Raw genomic sequence first — 14,799 nt, forward strand, 5'->3', positions numbered from 1 at the left:
TGCGCGCACCATAAACTTAAGGCTGCCAAAGGTATAGGCGCGGGGGTGCGTCATTTTTCTTGGTTGCGCTGCAATTACGGCCATTGTGCGCGCTCACGTCTCAGCTAGAATGCCTAAACCACAGTGATGGAGGTCAAAGTGCTCCTATTTCCCCGGTTTCACCCGCTGAAACTACTCGCGTTTTCCTTGGGTGCGTTGTTTTGGATCGCTTTTGCCAACCTTCAGGCCCATGCAGGGGATATCAAACCCTTTGTCGGCGATTATGTCGGGTCTGCAAATGTCGTTGACGATGACGGCAGCGAGACCCCTCGCGACATGAGCGTTTCAATCCACGAAATATCGGACGGTTTCAACGTCAGTTGGAAGACAACAACTTATAAGCAGGACGGCCGCGTCAAAGAGCAATCCTTTTCCATCGACTTCAAGCAGTCGGATCGCTCCGACGTCTATTCCGCTGCCATGAAACGAAATGTTTTCGGGCATGAGGTTCCGCTGGACCCGATGCAGGGGGAACCATTCGTTTGGGGCCGGATCGAAGGTAAGACGTTGACGGTCTTTTCCTTATTTATCGATGAAAGCGGTGGTTACGAGCTGCAGCAGTTTGATCGCACGCTGGCGGATGGCGGGCTGAACCTGTCATTTTCCAGGTTCCGCAACGGGATAAAATCCCGATCCGTGGAAACGTTCCTCGAAAAACAATAAACCCCACGCGAGGCGGGGTCTGTGTGACAGGCGCTATTTTCTGAAACTGTCCAGAGAGACGACATCCGCATCCTGCTGGACCGGCGATTCCTCAACTTCGAACCCATCTTCGACGATGTGCGTTTCGACCTCTTCTTCGTCATCGGGGCTTTCGAAGCGCAGCCCGAATTCAACGGAAGGGTCGACGAAGGTTTTTATCGAGGAATAGGGGATATACAGCGGTTCGGGTGCGTCACCGAAATTCAGCGTGATCGCAAAGCCGTCGTCGCCAACCTCAAGGTTTTCGAACCAGTGCTGCATGACAATCGTCATTTCTTCGGGGTAACGATCGCGCAGCCAATCGGCCAGTTCGACACCGTCTTGCCGGGTGTCGAAGGTGATGAAGAAATGATGCGCTCCAGGCAGGCCGTTTTCGGATACGCTGGTGAGAACCTTTTGGATGAGACCGCGCATCGCGGTGTGCATCAGGGTTCCATAGTCGATGTCCTGCGACATGTGTCATCCTCAAAAGTGATTACCCCAAGCATAGGGGATTCCTTAGGAAACGAAAGACCGGGAGTGGGTGGATTGTTCAAAGAAAATGAATGCCGACTCCGGCGGCGGCCATCACAGCCAAGGTCACTCCCATGCCGAATTTTAGCTTAAATATCAACACCCCTGCGATCAGAGTTAAAAGCAATGCGGGCAGGTTTAACGAAATCAGATCGGGCCAGGGCAGCGTGATCGCGCCCCATGTTTTTTCGGGAATGTCCGCAAAAAGAACGTTCAAAGCGAACCACACGGAAAGGTTGAGAATCACGCCAACCACCGCTGCGGTGATTCCATGCAAAGCTGCGGACAGCCTGGGGCGGGTCGCCAGTTGATCCAGATAGGGGGCGGCGAGAAAGATCCAAAGGAAGCACGGTACAAAAGTCGCCCACAGTGCAACGGCTCCTGCGGCAAGGGCAAGGGAAAACCCACCCGAGATCTGGCCCGTCAGCATGGCCACAAATTGAGTCACTAAGATTAACGGCCCCGGCGTGGTTTCAGCCAGTCCCAAGGCGTCAATCATCTGATCCGTTGTTACCCAATGGTATTTGTCCACGACGGTCTGGGTCATATAAGCCAGAACGGCATAAGCCCCTCCGAACGTGACAACGGCAAGACGGGCGAAGAACCATCCGAGGTCGCTGAGCAGTTTTTGGCCCGTTACGCTCAGCAAGACCAGCGGACCCAGCCACAGCGTTAGCCAAATGGCACAGGTTCGAAATGGTCGCACAGCGCTAGGGGCAGGGGGCGCTTCTGCAGACCGCGTTTCGCCCTTGAAGCTGACGTAACCCCAAATGGCGGCAGCGAGAATGATTAATGGGAAAGGCAGGTTGAACGCAAAGATCGCGACAAAGCCAAGCCCGGCGATGGCGCGATGCTCGATATCCGTCAAGGCTTTGCAGTACAGGTTTTTTAGTGCCTGAAGCACAATGATGATAACGGTAGCTTTGACCCCAAGAAAACCGGCCTGTACCAGTGGTAAGTCACCAAAAGCCGCGTACAACCGGACCAGCAGAGCAATGATCAGCGCGCCGGGCAGAACAAAGAGACCGCCGGCGATTAGCCCTCCGATCACGCCGCGCAAACGCCAACCAGCATAGGTGGCCAGTTGCATCGCCTCGGGGCCGGGCAACAACATGCAAAGTGAAAGCGCTCGCAGATAGCTCTGTTCGTCCAGCCACGGCCGCTTTTCCACCAGTTCTTGATGCATCAGGGAGATCTGCGCCGCGGGTCCCCCAAAGGACAAAAGGCCGATGTGCCCAAAGACCCTGACCAGATCCGAAATCGTTGGTGTCATGATTTGCGATCCGCCGGCCAGTCGTGGCGTTCCTCGAACCCGTCGCGCGCCCAGCGATACAGTGCGTCATACAGGTGCATTCCTGCCTCAAGGTTTTCGTGATCGTCCCGGTATTGGCGCGAAAGCCCGACGGACACTGCAAGCAACCCTGCGGCCTCTGGGGCTAGGTCGTGACGGTCGGTATCCGCGGCCCGAATGACCGTCGCGAGCCGATCCAGCGCTGGCGTGTGCAGAGCGAACTCATCCAGCATCGTATCAAAGGTGCACCGGTCCTGCCTGTGGCTCCAATGGGTGTTTTCTATGTCGAACGGAGTCGCGCCAAAAATCTCGGCCGTGGCTTCAACTTCCGCGGGCGCAACAAACAAAAACCGGGCCTTCGGGTCCGCGAACCTACGGATCAGCCACGGGCAGGCAATGCGGTCGATCTTTGGACGGTGACGCGTGACCCAAACCGACCCCTCAGGTCTGAGAACCGGCAAAGCGGCGGCGGGCACACGCGGCGCATCCGGCGTGTCACGCCAGGCATACATGCCGCCTTCCAGATACTCGGCCTGGACATCTTCGCCGCGCAGCCACGAGACGACGGCCTGACTGAGTTTCTTGCCCTTCTGGCAAATCACAACCGCAGGGCGGCTACCGATCAAATTCACAAGGCCTTCAATGTCTTTCGCAGGATGGCGGATAGAACCGGGGATGAGATAGGGATCGGCTTCAAAGTCGGCGTCCATGCAAATGTCGATCAGCATGGGGGCCTGAGGCGTTCCTATCAGTCTTAACAATTGCTTGGCGGTGATAGAGTTCGGCGCGGGCACAGCATGTCTCCTGGTTTTGTCGGATACATGCGAAACTTGGGCTGACGCCTCACGGGGTGTTCGCAATCTTACCCCATGGCCCTAGCTACCGCGTAAGCGCCAAAGGGGTCAAGATTGCTCCGGTCTGGTTCAGGCCCAATCCAGCCTTTGTCCGGTCATGCAAACCGGAAGGGTGTCTTCCGGAAATTGGCCGAGTTGTTCGAACAATGAGATGAAATCGAACTGGTTATACGCTTCGACCATGCGCCCGTCTTTGATCCGTCCGATGACGCTGCCTGTCGCCTGAAGGGGCGCGCCGTTATCCGCCCGCGTTGTGCGCAGGTGAATGATGGCGGACACCCAGTCACCGTTTTCGATGATTTTGGGCATATCGACCTGAATGTCCCCAAGAATGTGCCGAAACGCCATGACCAGATCGCGGAAGTCATCCGCGCCGACCTGCATCTCTGGGATTAACCCTTCGGCAGTGGTTTCAGGAGCAAAATACCGATCAATCGCGTCAGTATTCCCGTTTTCCCAAACCTCGGAATACCATTCTCTGAGTAGATCAGCGTGAGACATCCCAGCTCTCCTTTTTCTGTCGGGATCAGCATGAGATGAAAGAGTGAAAAAAATCTGAACATGTACATGCTCGGCGGAATAACACAGACATTTGGCGGGAAATGCAGGTTTCTGTTGCCAGGTACCTGCGAACCCCGCCTTACGCGGCTAGGCGCAAGGGCTTAAGTTTCGGTCTTGTTACTGCTTACGCAGCAACTGCAACCGGAGCACGATTGTCGTTTGCAATTGTACTATTTTCGCCGGTAACGGTGGCAGACAGCCGAGACAAAGCTAACCCCTTTAGACGTTCGTCGATCCTATTTCGGCCCCATGATCTTCAAACGAAAGATGTATGGTGGAGCCGCCGGGTACCGCCCCCGGGTCCGATCCGCTTATTACGAGCGCGTTTATGTCCATAGTCCCGAAGGACATTACCTATATAGGTGACCGAGCGGCCGGATGCAAACCGGGAATTTAGTCGGGCGTACGAAATAAAAACAGTGGGTTAAGCGGTTCTATTGATGTTGGCCAGTATCAGCCAAAGCGCCAGGGCCAACTCGATTCCTCCAAAAGTCACAGCTTTGACCACAGGCGGGTTGTCCAGAACAACGGATACAAATCGGCCCAACGCCGCGCCTGCGTAGACGACACCCAGCATGGCATAGGCCATTGGGTTGTTCAGCCACAGAACGGCGAGACCCGTGACAACGAACAGCCCGCCGACTGAGGCCCGCATCTCGCTCAAGCCCATATTGCTTTCGGTTGGGGTCAGATCCAGCGCACCCAAAGTAAAGCTGGGGGCCAGAAAACCGAACAAGCCAAATCCAACGGTCAGGAGTGCGGCAATCACGTTCAAGACAGTCGTCATCCGGTTCTCCTTATGCGGGCTTGCGTCGCTGCTGCGCGACGTCCTGCGCCAGCTGTCGTGTGTAGTTCTCAAGTTCAACTAGTGTCGCGTCCACTTTGGTCGAGTCGCGGTCTTCCAGCGCATCAGCGATCTGGTTGTGCAGTGCAATGATTGCCTCGCGGGATCGAGCCGTGAAGGTAATCATGTTCATCAAGGGCTGCATGGCCTCGACCGCTCCGGCCAATTGATAGGACAACACGGGGTTGCCGGCGCCATCGACAAGGGCGCGGTGAAACGCAACGTCTGAGGCACAGAAGGCCTCATCTGTCAGACCCGGTTGTGACTGCCGGTGGATTTCGGCCCGCATTGTGGCCAGTTGATCTGCCGTTCGGCGCTGCGCCGACAAGGGAGCACAGGCGCGCTCCAATGCAAATCGCGCTTCGCAGGCGGTATCAAAACTGACGGCATTCATCGACAACAACAAGGTCGAGGTGGTGATCTGCTGTGAATACGCGTTTTCAAAGCTCAACCGGTTTACAAATGCGCCACCGCTTGCACCGCGTTGCGTTCGGATCAGGGACTGCGCAGCCAGACGTTTCAATGCTTCGCGTACTGTTGGGCGTGAAACCTGAAACTGATCGGACAGTTCGGCCTCGGACGGTAAGCGCTCGTCTACGATCAACTCGCCCGAGATGATTGCATCGCGAATAGCCTGAGCGATCTGTGCCGACAGATCAGCAGGCTTCTTTGGGTCAATTTTCATATTCCGGGGACCATTGGTGAATTTTTATTTGTCTGACATTTAAAAGTCTGACATTTGAAAAGCAAGGACTGAGTCGGGAGGAAGGCGTGAGTCGCACAGTTCTACGCAATGCATTTTGGCTGGGGTTTTACGTTCTGATCCTGTGGGCGTGGTGGATGATGTTCACCATGAGCCGCGACATGGATCTGGATTGGATCGGCCGGCCCGGCCCGGTGGGGCAGGCAATGGCGGCGATGGACCCTCGCATGGACATGTATATGCCTATGGCCGAGTTTGGCCCCTTGTTCTCGATGTGGGCCATCATGATGGCGGCCATGATGTTGCCAACGCTGGTTCCAACCCTGCGCAGCTATGACGACCTGATCCGCAGCGCCAATGGCTCGCGCGCAGGTTGGTTGGGGGTCCTGGCGGGATATCTTGCCGTCTGGGTCGGGTTCGCAGCTTTGATTACTGGAGTTCAATTGGCTCTGCTGTTCGGCGGTGTCATCGACATGTTGGGTATCGGGAAATCCGGGTATTTTGCCGGGGTCCTCATGATCGTAGTCGGCGCATTTCAATTCACCCGTGCGAAAGAAGTGTGTCACGGCGTTTGTCACGCCCCCATGACCTATTTCCTGGGGAACTGGAAAATCGGGTTCACTGGCGGTTTGCGCATGGGGCTGGGCTTGGGCGCATTTTGTGTGGGCTGCTGTTGGGGCTTCATGGCGCTTGGTTTTGTCGGTGGTGTCATGAGCCTATTGTGGATGGGCCTCGCGACCTTGTTCATGGTTTTGGAGAAACTTCCCCAGATCGGGCACGCAGTGACCCGACCGATGGGATTTGCATTGATTGCGGGTGGTCTTATTCTGCTCGTATATCCAATTAGCTACGGAGGATAAGCCTATGGCTAAGAACAGAAAACCCGAGGCTGACAAGCTGCCGATCAGCCAGCGTATTGACAGCCGTATGCCAAATCCCAAACGGCGCGAGATGAGCCCGACGGATTGGGCAATCAAAGGCGAATTGATCCTTAACTGCTCGTGCGATGTATTCTGCCCCTGTGTGGTCTCACTGGGCGCGCATCCTCCGACTGAAGGGCATTGTCACGCATGGATGGGCGTCATCATTGATGAGGGTCATTACGAGGGCGAAGATCTGTCCGGTCTGAATGTCGGACTGCTGGTCGATATCCCGGGCCGTATGGGCGAGGGCCAGTGGAAAGTGGCCGCCTATGTCGATGAGCGCGCCAGCGGCAAGGCCTATAACGGACTGCTGCAAATCTTCAGCGGTCAGGCGGGCGGGACCACGGGGCTTTTCACCATGCTGGTCAGTGAGATTATCGGGGCCGAGCGCGCTCCGGTACAGATTGAGCGAGACGGCAACAAGCGCCGTATCGCCATTGGCCGGAAGATTCAGGGTGAGATTGAGATGTTGGGCGGAAAAGACCCGGAACACCCGGTCATGGTGTCCAACTCGAAATACTGGATGGGGCCAGATATCATTGTGGCTCGAGGTACCAAGTCCAAGGTGCGCGATTACGGGCGCGTTTGGGATTTTGGTGGGAAATCTGCTGAAATCTGCCCAATCGACTGGCACGGACCCAAGTGATGGTCACCGCCGCCTACGCTCAGGAGATGGCCCGGTATAATCACTGGCAGAACAGTCAGTTGAAGGGATTTTTTTCAGCTCTGCCTAGTGAGGAACTGACCCGTGAGCGCGGGGCGTTTTTTGGATCTATCCTAGGCACGGCAAATCATCTGCTTTGGGGGGACTGGATATGGATGTCGCGGTTTGACAAGGGCGAAAGTCCGGGCGGCGGTATTCCGGAAAGCCCGTCCTTATGCGCCAATCTGGCTGCATGGTTGCCTCTGCGGGATGAGATTGACGAACGGATCACCAAATGGGTTGCGACACTAAATGATGAAGACCTGAATGGTCCATTCACATGGTTCTCAGCCGCCAAAGAAGCCGATGTCACGAAACCCTACGCGCAATGCGTCATCCATTTCTTCAACCACCAAACACATCACCGGGGTCAGTTGCATCAGATGCTGACCGAAACAGGCTCGGTCGCTCCGGTGAGCGATCTGGTTTTTCTGCCTGAGGAGGCCTAAGTGGCTCAGATATCACTCTCTCGTCGCTTGCGTCGCACGCCATTTTCCGAGGGTGTCGAAGCGGCTGGTGTCAAGGGATATACGGTTTACAACCGTATGTTATTGCCCACTGTTTTCGAATCCGTCGAAGCGGATTACCGGCATCTGAAAAGCCATGTACAGGTGTGGGATGTATCCTGCGAACGGCAGGTGGAACTAAGAGGGCCGGACGCCGCGCGGCTGATGCAGATGCTGACGCCGAGGGATTTGCGGGGCATGCTTCCCGGTCAGTGTTTTTACGTGCCCATCGTCGACGAAACGGGTGGCATGCTGAACGATCCAGTCGCCGTAAAACTGTCGGAAGACCGGTGGTGGATTTCGATCGCCGACAGCGATCTTCTGCTTTGGGTCAAAGGGATTGCCAACGGTTATCGCCTGGATGTGCTTGTGGATGAACCTGATGTGTCACCACTGGCGGTTCAGGGACCAAAAGCGGACGAGTTGATGGCGCGTGTTTTTGGCGACCGCGTGCGCGACATCCGGTTTTTCAGGTTCGACAAGTTCGCCTTCGAAGGGCGTGAACTGGCGATTGCTAGGTCAGGCTATTCCAAACAGGGCGGGTTCGAAATCTACGTTGAGGGGTCGGACATTGGCATGGCTTTGTGGAACGCCTTGTTTGCAGCGGGAGAAGACCTGCAGGTTCGCGCCGGATGCCCGAACCTGATCGAGCGGATCGAGGGCGGGTTGCTGTCCTACGGCAACGACATGACCGACGATAACACCCCGCATGAATGCGGTTTGGGCAAGTTCTGCAATACGCATACTGCAATCGGCTGTATTGGACGGGATGCACTTTTGCGGGTGGCCAAGGAGGGGCCGGTGCAGCAAATCCGCCCAATAGCAATTGATGGAGACCCTGTACCGCCGTGCGATCGCCCCTGGCCGGTTGTGGCCGGAGGCAAACAGGTCGGGCAGGTGACTTCGGCCGCTTGGTCTCCTGATTTCTCCACGAATGTCTCCATAGGGATGGTCAAACTGAGCCATTGGGACCCGGGAACGAAAACCGAAGTTGCAACACCAGACGGAATGCGCAGCGCAACCGTTCAGGAAAAATTCTGGATCTAAACGGGCGCTATTCACTTCAGTAGCACCTGGTGAGAGATTGAAAATGAAAGGAAAGTTGGAATGTTCAGTGCATTGGTAATGGATAAGGACGAAGAAAGCGGTCTGGCAAGCGCTTCGATCAAACAGCTTTCCGAAGGGGACTTGCCCAATGGCGAGGTGACGATTGCCGTTGAGTACTCGACCGTGAATTACAAAGACGGGCTGTGCATGTCGCCGAAGGGCGGCGGTCTGGTCCGGAATTACCCTCATGTTCCCGGTGTTGATTACAGTGGCACTGTCGAAACGTCCTCGGACGAGCGCTACAAACCCGGCGACAAGGTGGTTCTGACCGGTTGGCGTGTCGGCGAGGCACATTGGGGCGGGTATTCGCAAAAGGCCAGCGCATTGGCCGATTGGCTGGTTCCTTTGCCCAATGGTCTGGACACACGGCAGGCCATGGCGGTGGGCACCGCCGGCTTCACCGCAATGCTGGCGGTCATGGCGCTTGAGGATCAGGGCATGACGACGGGACATGGGCCAGTCCTGGTGACCGGGGCCGCCGGGGGCGTCGGCTCGGTCGCGACGGCCATCCTGGCCAACCTGGGTTACGAAGTGGCCGCGGTCACAGGTCGTCCAGAGGCGGGCGAGTATCTGAAGTCATTGGGCGCCACGACCATTGTTCCGCGCGAAGACCTCAATGAAACCGTGAAACGTCCGCTGGAAAGTGAAACCTGGGCAGGCTGTGTTGACGCTGTTGGCGGCGAGATGCTGGCGCGCGTGCTGGGGCAGATGAAATACGGTGCTTCGGTTGCAGCTGTTGGTCTGGCTGGTGGGGCAGGGTTGCCTGCAAGCGTAATCCCATTTCTGCTTCGCGGCGTGAACTTGCTGGGTATCGACAGCGTGATGCAGCCATATGACAACCGTGTCCGCGCGTGGCAGCGCGTGGCAACCGACCTGCCGATGGATAAGCTTGAGGCGATGGTCCATCCCGCGACTCTGGGTGATCTGCCACAATTGGGCGCTGATATTCTCAATGGACAGGTGAAAGGTCGCGTGGTCGTCGACGTAAACGCCTGATTCCCGTGTAAATGAGATGAACCGGGCGATCATTGCATCGGTCGGTTCAATTGCCCCTGAAAGAACCCGAAATTGCCAGAAACAACTCTGGCCATTGGCGCAATTCCACATCATCATGTGCTATACATCCCAATTGCGATGGACTATGAGCCAAGCAAACAGCACCTGAAGACGGGGAGTGAGCAGCATGTCTGACGATTTTGAACTGGACACCGACGATCTGAAGCGCCGTATGGAAGGCGCGATGGGCAACCTTAGAACCGAGTTTGCGTCCTTGAGAACGGGCCGTGCATCGGCATCGATGCTGGAGCCGATCATGGTTGATGCCTATGGATCGATGACCCCAATCAATCAGGTCGGAACCGTCAATGTTCCGGAGCCCCGCATGGTTACCGTGAATGTTTGGGACAAAGGTCTGGTCGGCAAGGTCGAAAAAGCGATCCGCGAAAGCGGTCTGGGTATCAACCCACAGCTGAACGGCACCATCATCATGCTGCCGATTCCCGAACTGAACGAGGAACGTCGTCGCGAACTGGGCAAAGTTGCTGGCCAATATGCTGAACACGCTCGCGTTTCGATCCGCAACGTGCGCCGCGATGGCATGGACCAAATCAAGAAAGCCAAAGCCGACGGTATGTCCGAGGACGATCAGAAGTTCTGGGAAACCGAAGTTCAGGACCTGACCGACGAGATGATCAAAAATGTGGACGCCGCGCTTGAGACCAAGCAGGCAGAGATCATGCAGGTCTGAGCCCGGAATATGCCCGATACTGCTCATACTTCGACCGTTTCCGGACCTCGCCATGTTGCCATCATCATGGATGGCAATGGCCGGTGGGCGCAGGCGCGCAACCGGCCTAGGTTGTTTGGGCACCAGGCAGGCGCGCGACGCGTCAGGGAAGTGGTCGAAGCCTGTCCGGACTTGGGCATCAAATATCTGACGGTATTCGCCTTCTCCACCGAGAACTGGAAGCGTACCCAGGTCGAGGTGGCGGGGCTGATGAGTCTGTTTCGGCGGTATATCATCAAAGAGGCGCGCAACCTGACCAAGGCAGGGGTGCGCGTACGATTTATCGGTGACAGAGTCCGGCTGGATTCGAAACTGACCGATCTGATGGACACGCTGGAAGACGCCACCAAACATAATGACCTTGTTCATCTGACCATTGCGCTTAATTACGGTGGGCGGGACGAGGTTGCGCGGGCGACCAAACGTTTGGCGCGCGACGTGTCCGAGGGCCGTTTGCGCCCCGAGGATGTAGATGAGGAAACACTTCCCAAGTATCTGGATACGCATGTTCTTCCCGACCCAGACCTTGTAATCCGGACAAGTGGCGAGGCGCGTATTTCCAACTTCCTTTTGTGGCAATCGGCTTATTCCGAATACGAGTTCATCGACACGCTGTGGCCGGACTTCACCGCCGCCGAGCTTGAAAGGTTGTGCCAGAACTTTGGGACCCGCGACAGACGCTTTGGGGCGGTCTCGGCATGAGCGAAGGCCGATGGTCTGACTTAACCGCCCGAGTACTATCTGCCGCGGTTCTGGTTTGTATAGGTTCGGTCGAAGTGTGGCTGGGTGGCCTGTGGTTCGAATCCTTTATTGCAATCGCCTGCGGTTTGATGACCTGGGAACTGGTTCGGATGATCGATCCCGAACGGAACGGCGTTGCAATCCAATTGGGGATATTGACTGGCGTCGCAGTTATTCTGAGCTATCACCTGCCACCGTTATACAAGCTTCCGTTCCTGCTGGCGCCGGCGTTGGTTGGGGCAGGGCAGATCAGCAAGTCTAAGGGAACGTACGCCCTGTTTGCGGTCTGGATCGCGGCCGCAGGTCTGGGTTTTATTTCGATCCGGGAAAATATGGGGTTTGGCTGGATGGTCTGGTTGATTTCGGTGGTCGTGGCCACTGATGTCGCCGGTTACTTTGTTGGCAAAACCTTTGGTGGCCCTAAGTTCTGGCCAAAGGTAAGCCCAAAGAAAACGTGGTCCGGCACCGCTGGAGGATGGCTCGCAGCAGCTGTTGTTGGTGCCATTTTTGCCGTCCATGCCGGATTTGGTTTTATGTTTGTCGTCGTCTCAGTGCTTGCGTCCATGGCCAGCCAGCTTGGTGACATTGTCGAAAGCGCCACCAAACGAAAGTTCGGGGTCAAGGACAGCTCGAACCTGATACCGGGCCACGGCGGTTTTCTGGATCGCTTTGACGGCATGATGGGTGCGGCCTTGTTCGTATTGATAGCCGGGATACTCTATTCCCCCGGAGCCATGTGATGCGCAAAATCTCAATTTTCGGTGCGACCGGATCAATCGGGCAGAACACCATTGATCTGATCGACCGCAACCCGGCGGCTTATGATGTTGTTGCGCTGACGGGCGGGGCTAATATCGAAAAACTGGCCCATGATGCCGTGCGTCTAAACGCAACAGTTGCCGTGACGGCCTATGAGAATAGGCTGCATGATCTGCGCGCAGCACTGGCGGGCTCCGGAGTCGAAGCCGCAGCCGGTCAAAACGCCCTGACGGAAGCTGCGGCGCGGCCGACTGATTGGGTCATGTCCGCCATCGTTGGTGCAGCCGGCCTTGAGCCGGGCCTGGAGGCGCTGAAACAGGGCGCTACGCTGGCGTTGGCCAATAAGGAAACTCTGGTTTGCGCGGGCGCACTGGTTTTGGAAACGGCCAAAGCCAATGAAGCGCGGCTGCTGCCTGTCGACAGTGAGCATTCGGCTGTGTTTCAGGCGCTTGTCGGCGAAGATATGGACGCGGTTGAGCGTATCATCATCACCGCAAGCGGTGGCGCGTTCCGGGACTGGCCGCTTAGCGATCTGGCGCGGGCGACAGTAGAGCAAGCCTCAAGCCATCCGAACTGGAACATGGGGCAGCGGATAACCATCGACAGCGCGTCGATGTTCAACAAGGCGCTGGAGCTGATTGAAACCAAAGAATTCTTTGGTGTTGCGCCGGATCAGATCGAGGTTCTGGTGCATCCGGAATCCATCGTGCATGCTCTGGTCGGCTTCGCGGATGGCGGGGTCATGGCGCATTTGGGTGCTCCGGATATGCGGCACGCAATCGGCTATGCGCTTCATTGGCCGGACCGTCGCGACCTGCCGGTCGAGCGTTTGAACTTGGCAAAACTGGGCCAGTTGAGGTTCCACGAACCGGACGAGGCCCGTTATCCGGCCCTGCGCCTTGCCAGAAACGTGATGAATCGGGGCGGTCTGTCCGGCGCCGTTTTCAACGCCGCAAAGGAACGGGCGCTGGATCGGTTCATCGCCCGCGAGATCGGATTTCTTCAGATGGCCGACATTGTCGAGGCCGTTCTGGACAGGTTTGAGGCCGCAGATGGCCTTATTGATGCCCCTTTAACCCTTGATAACGTGCTGCAAACGGACCATCTGGCACGTACGTGGGTTGATGATGCTGTCATCCAACGAGCAGGATAGAATTTTGGACGTACTCTCTCTGATCCCTCAGTTTGGCAATTTGCTATACACGATCATTGCCTTTGTCATCGCGCTTTCCGTGATCGTTGCGGTGCATGAATACGGCCATTACATCGTTGGGCGCTGGTCGGGTATCCATGCCGAGGTCTTCTCGATAGGATTTGGTCCTGTACTCTGGAGCCGGGTCGACAAGCGCGGCACACGCTGGCAGATCGCGGCGTTACCCTTTGGTGGATATGTGAAATTCCTGGGTGACGCGAACGCGGCATCGGGCAAAGACGAAACCGCCATGAGCGAGATTTCGGAACAGAACCCCGAAGAGTTGCGCCGCACCATGCACGGGGCGCCATTGTGGGCGCGCGCAGCTACAGTTGCTGCGGGGCCGGTGTTCAACTTCGCAATGTCCATATTGGTTTTCGGTCTGATCTTCCTGACCCAAGGCGTCACCAAAGAACCTCTAACGGTCGGCACATTGCATCCTTTGCCGGGCACCATTCAGGAGCTGCGGGACGGGGACGAGATCGTCGCGATCGCAGATATCCCGGTTCCGGATTTCGATAAGGACGGTGCCTGGACCGACTTCACCGACGCTTTGCCGGTTGAGCCGGTTCTGGATTACACGGTCCTTCGGGACGATCAGACTTTGAATGTGTCGGCGCCATGGTTGTTTCCGCCGCTGATTCAGCAGGTTGCTCCGCGAAGCGCTGCAATGGATATCGATCTCAAACAGGGTGACGTCATCACGGCCGTGAACGGTGATCCCATCTTTGCCTTTGATCAGTTGAAAGATCACGTTGAAGGATCAGACGGGAAGGTCCTGCTGTTGGATGTGTGGCGCGATGGTGCCGAACTGGAATTTGCGCTGGCGCCGCGTCGCACGGACGAACCGCAACCGGATGGCGGTTTTGTTACCCATTGGCGTATTGGGATCGTTGGCGGCATGATGCTGGAACCCGCGACCGAACCGGCCGGCATTCTGGAGTCGTTGTCCGGCGGAGCGCAGCAAACCTTGCGTATCATCGAAGGGTCTCTGTCCGGGATCTGGCACATGGTTACGGGCGCAATCAGCACGTGCAACATGTCCGGACCGATTGGTATCGCCGAAACCTCAGGTGCAATGGCCAGCCAGGGCGCGCAAAACTTCATCTTCTTCATCGCTGTATTGTCTACGGCCGTAGGTCTGTTGAACCTCTTTCCGATACCGGCATTGGACGGTGGACATCTGGTTTTTTACGCTTACGAAGCTGTCGCGGGCAAACCGCCCAGCGATGGCGTGCTCAAGGTGCTGATGGGGGTAGGGGTGTCGTTGATCCTTGGCCTGATGATCTTTTCGGTCTCAAACGATCTGTTCTGCTGATTGTGGCTGAGTGAGCGCACAAAAGCCGCAATTTCGCCCCAATCCCTGGGTAGGTTTTCGCACGGCTAATTCTTGTGTCAGAGGACCAAATGACTAAGGCGCTGCGGAAATCATATCAAAGCTTCAGCTTTCTTTTCATGCTGAACTGGGACACACTTCTGTTTTTCGGTGCCACCGCTCTGGCGATGGGCGGTTGGGCCTACGTGATCAGCATGTGATTCTTGCTCCTTTTTGAAAAGGACATGCAGCGGCCCACC

The 14,799-nt window shown here is 56.5% G+C and carries 18 protein-coding genes and 1 other RNA gene; 12 read left to right on the forward strand and 7 right to left on the reverse strand.

What is annotated here, in order from left to right; all coding sequences use genetic code 11:
* The first annotated feature begins 138 nt into the window (after nt 1–138).
* Nucleotides 139–702 (forward strand): hypothetical protein, encoded by a 564-nt coding sequence (locus ACR0J0_RS04805; protein WP_480661609.1) that lies wholly within the window; start codon nt 139–141, stop codon nt 700–702.
* Nucleotides 703–735: 33 nt separating this feature from the next.
* Here the strand turns inward: ACR0J0_RS04805 and ACR0J0_RS04810 are convergent, their stop codons facing one another.
* From ACR0J0_RS04810 to ACR0J0_RS04840, 7 genes are all read right to left on the reverse strand, one after another.
* Nucleotides 736–1,197 carry an SspB family protein gene (locus tag ACR0J0_RS04810; protein ID WP_480661611.1) on the reverse strand — a complete coding sequence of 154 codons (462 nt, stop codon included), beginning with the start codon at nt 1,195–1,197 and terminating at the stop codon, nt 736–738.
* A gap of 76 nt (nt 1,198–1,273) precedes the next feature.
* Nucleotides 1,274–2,527: a chromate efflux transporter gene (gene chrA / locus ACR0J0_RS04815; RefSeq protein ID WP_480661613.1), complete on the reverse strand. Its 1,254-nt coding sequence runs from the start codon at nt 2,525–2,527 to the stop codon at nt 1,274–1,276.
* Nucleotides 2,524–3,339: a chromate resistance protein ChrB domain-containing protein gene (locus tag ACR0J0_RS04820; RefSeq protein ID WP_480661615.1), complete on the reverse strand. Its 816-nt coding sequence runs from the start codon at nt 3,337–3,339 to the stop codon at nt 2,524–2,526. Before ACR0J0_RS04820 ends, chrA begins: the two co-directional genes overlap by 4 nt.
* Before the next feature lie 129 nt (nt 3,340–3,468).
* Entirely contained in the window at nt 3,469–3,900 is a 432-nt protein-coding gene (locus tag ACR0J0_RS04825; protein ID WP_480661617.1) for an ester cyclase, read from the reverse strand.
* A gap of 100 nt (nt 3,901–4,000) precedes the next feature.
* Nucleotides 4,001–4,348: a transfer-messenger RNA gene (gene ssrA / locus ACR0J0_RS04830) on the reverse strand.
* 36 nt (nt 4,349–4,384) lie between these two features.
* Nucleotides 4,385–4,747 (reverse strand): DUF4345 family protein, encoded by a 363-nt coding sequence (locus ACR0J0_RS04835; RefSeq protein ID WP_480661619.1) that lies wholly within the window; start codon nt 4,745–4,747, stop codon nt 4,385–4,387.
* Nucleotides 4,748–4,757: 10 nt separating this feature from the next.
* Entirely contained in the window at nt 4,758–5,489 is a 732-nt protein-coding gene (locus tag ACR0J0_RS04840) for a FadR/GntR family transcriptional regulator (RefSeq protein ID WP_480661621.1), read from the reverse strand.
* An 86-nt stretch (nt 5,490–5,575) separates the two neighbouring features.
* Between ACR0J0_RS04840 and ACR0J0_RS04845 the strand changes: the two genes are divergently transcribed.
* From ACR0J0_RS04845 to ACR0J0_RS04895, 11 genes are all read left to right on the forward strand, one after another.
* Complete coding sequence (locus tag ACR0J0_RS04845; RefSeq protein ID WP_480661623.1) at nt 5,576–6,367, forward strand: DUF2182 domain-containing protein; 792 nt, start codon at nt 5,576–5,578, stop codon at nt 6,365–6,367.
* Nucleotides 6,368–6,371: 4 nt separating this feature from the next.
* On the forward strand, nt 6,372–7,076 hold the full coding sequence (locus ACR0J0_RS04850; protein WP_480661625.1) for a DUF1326 domain-containing protein: 705 nt from the start codon (nt 6,372–6,374) through the stop codon (nt 7,074–7,076).
* Nucleotides 7,076–7,582 (forward strand): DinB family protein, encoded by a 507-nt coding sequence (locus ACR0J0_RS04855; protein WP_480661627.1) that lies wholly within the window; start codon nt 7,076–7,078, stop codon nt 7,580–7,582. Before ACR0J0_RS04850 ends, ACR0J0_RS04855 begins: the two co-directional genes overlap by 1 nt.
* Nucleotides 7,583–8,686, forward strand: a complete 1,104-nt coding sequence (locus ACR0J0_RS04860) for a dimethylsulfoniopropionate demethylase (protein WP_480661629.1) — start codon at nt 7,583–7,585, stop codon at nt 8,684–8,686.
* Nucleotides 8,687–8,746: 60 nt separating this feature from the next.
* Nucleotides 8,747–9,742, forward strand: coding sequence for an acryloyl-CoA reductase (acuI, locus tag ACR0J0_RS04865; RefSeq protein WP_480661630.1), 996 nt, complete (start codon nt 8,747–8,749; stop codon nt 9,740–9,742).
* A 187-nt stretch (nt 9,743–9,929) separates the two neighbouring features.
* Nucleotides 9,930–10,493, forward strand: coding sequence for a ribosome recycling factor (frr, locus tag ACR0J0_RS04870; protein ID WP_480661632.1), 564 nt, complete (start codon nt 9,930–9,932; stop codon nt 10,491–10,493).
* Nucleotides 10,494–10,502: 9 nt separating this feature from the next.
* Complete coding sequence (locus tag ACR0J0_RS04875) at nt 10,503–11,234, forward strand: isoprenyl transferase (protein ID WP_480661634.1); 732 nt, start codon at nt 10,503–10,505, stop codon at nt 11,232–11,234.
* The gene (locus tag ACR0J0_RS04880) at nt 11,231–12,013 is read left to right on the forward strand and encodes a phosphatidate cytidylyltransferase (protein WP_480661636.1); all 783 of its coding nucleotides are present in this window, start codon (nt 11,231–11,233) and stop codon (nt 12,011–12,013) included. The genes ACR0J0_RS04875 and ACR0J0_RS04880 overlap by 4 nt, the downstream gene beginning before the upstream one ends.
* A complete protein-coding gene (gene dxr / locus ACR0J0_RS04885; protein ID WP_480661638.1) occupies nt 12,013–13,185 on the forward strand; it encodes a 1-deoxy-D-xylulose-5-phosphate reductoisomerase in 1,173 nt (390 codons plus the stop codon). The genes ACR0J0_RS04880 and dxr overlap by 1 nt, the downstream gene beginning before the upstream one ends.
* Before the next feature lie 4 nt (nt 13,186–13,189).
* Nucleotides 13,190–14,542, forward strand: coding sequence for an RIP metalloprotease RseP (gene rseP / locus ACR0J0_RS04890; protein ID WP_480661640.1), 1,353 nt, complete (start codon nt 13,190–13,192; stop codon nt 14,540–14,542).
* An 89-nt stretch (nt 14,543–14,631) separates the two neighbouring features.
* Nucleotides 14,632–14,760, forward strand: coding sequence for a hypothetical protein (locus ACR0J0_RS04895; RefSeq protein WP_480661642.1), 129 nt, complete (start codon nt 14,632–14,634; stop codon nt 14,758–14,760).
* Nucleotides 14,761–14,799 lie beyond the last annotated feature (39 nt).

The sequence above is a fragment of the Ruegeria sp. BF12 genome (assembly GCF_056538705.1).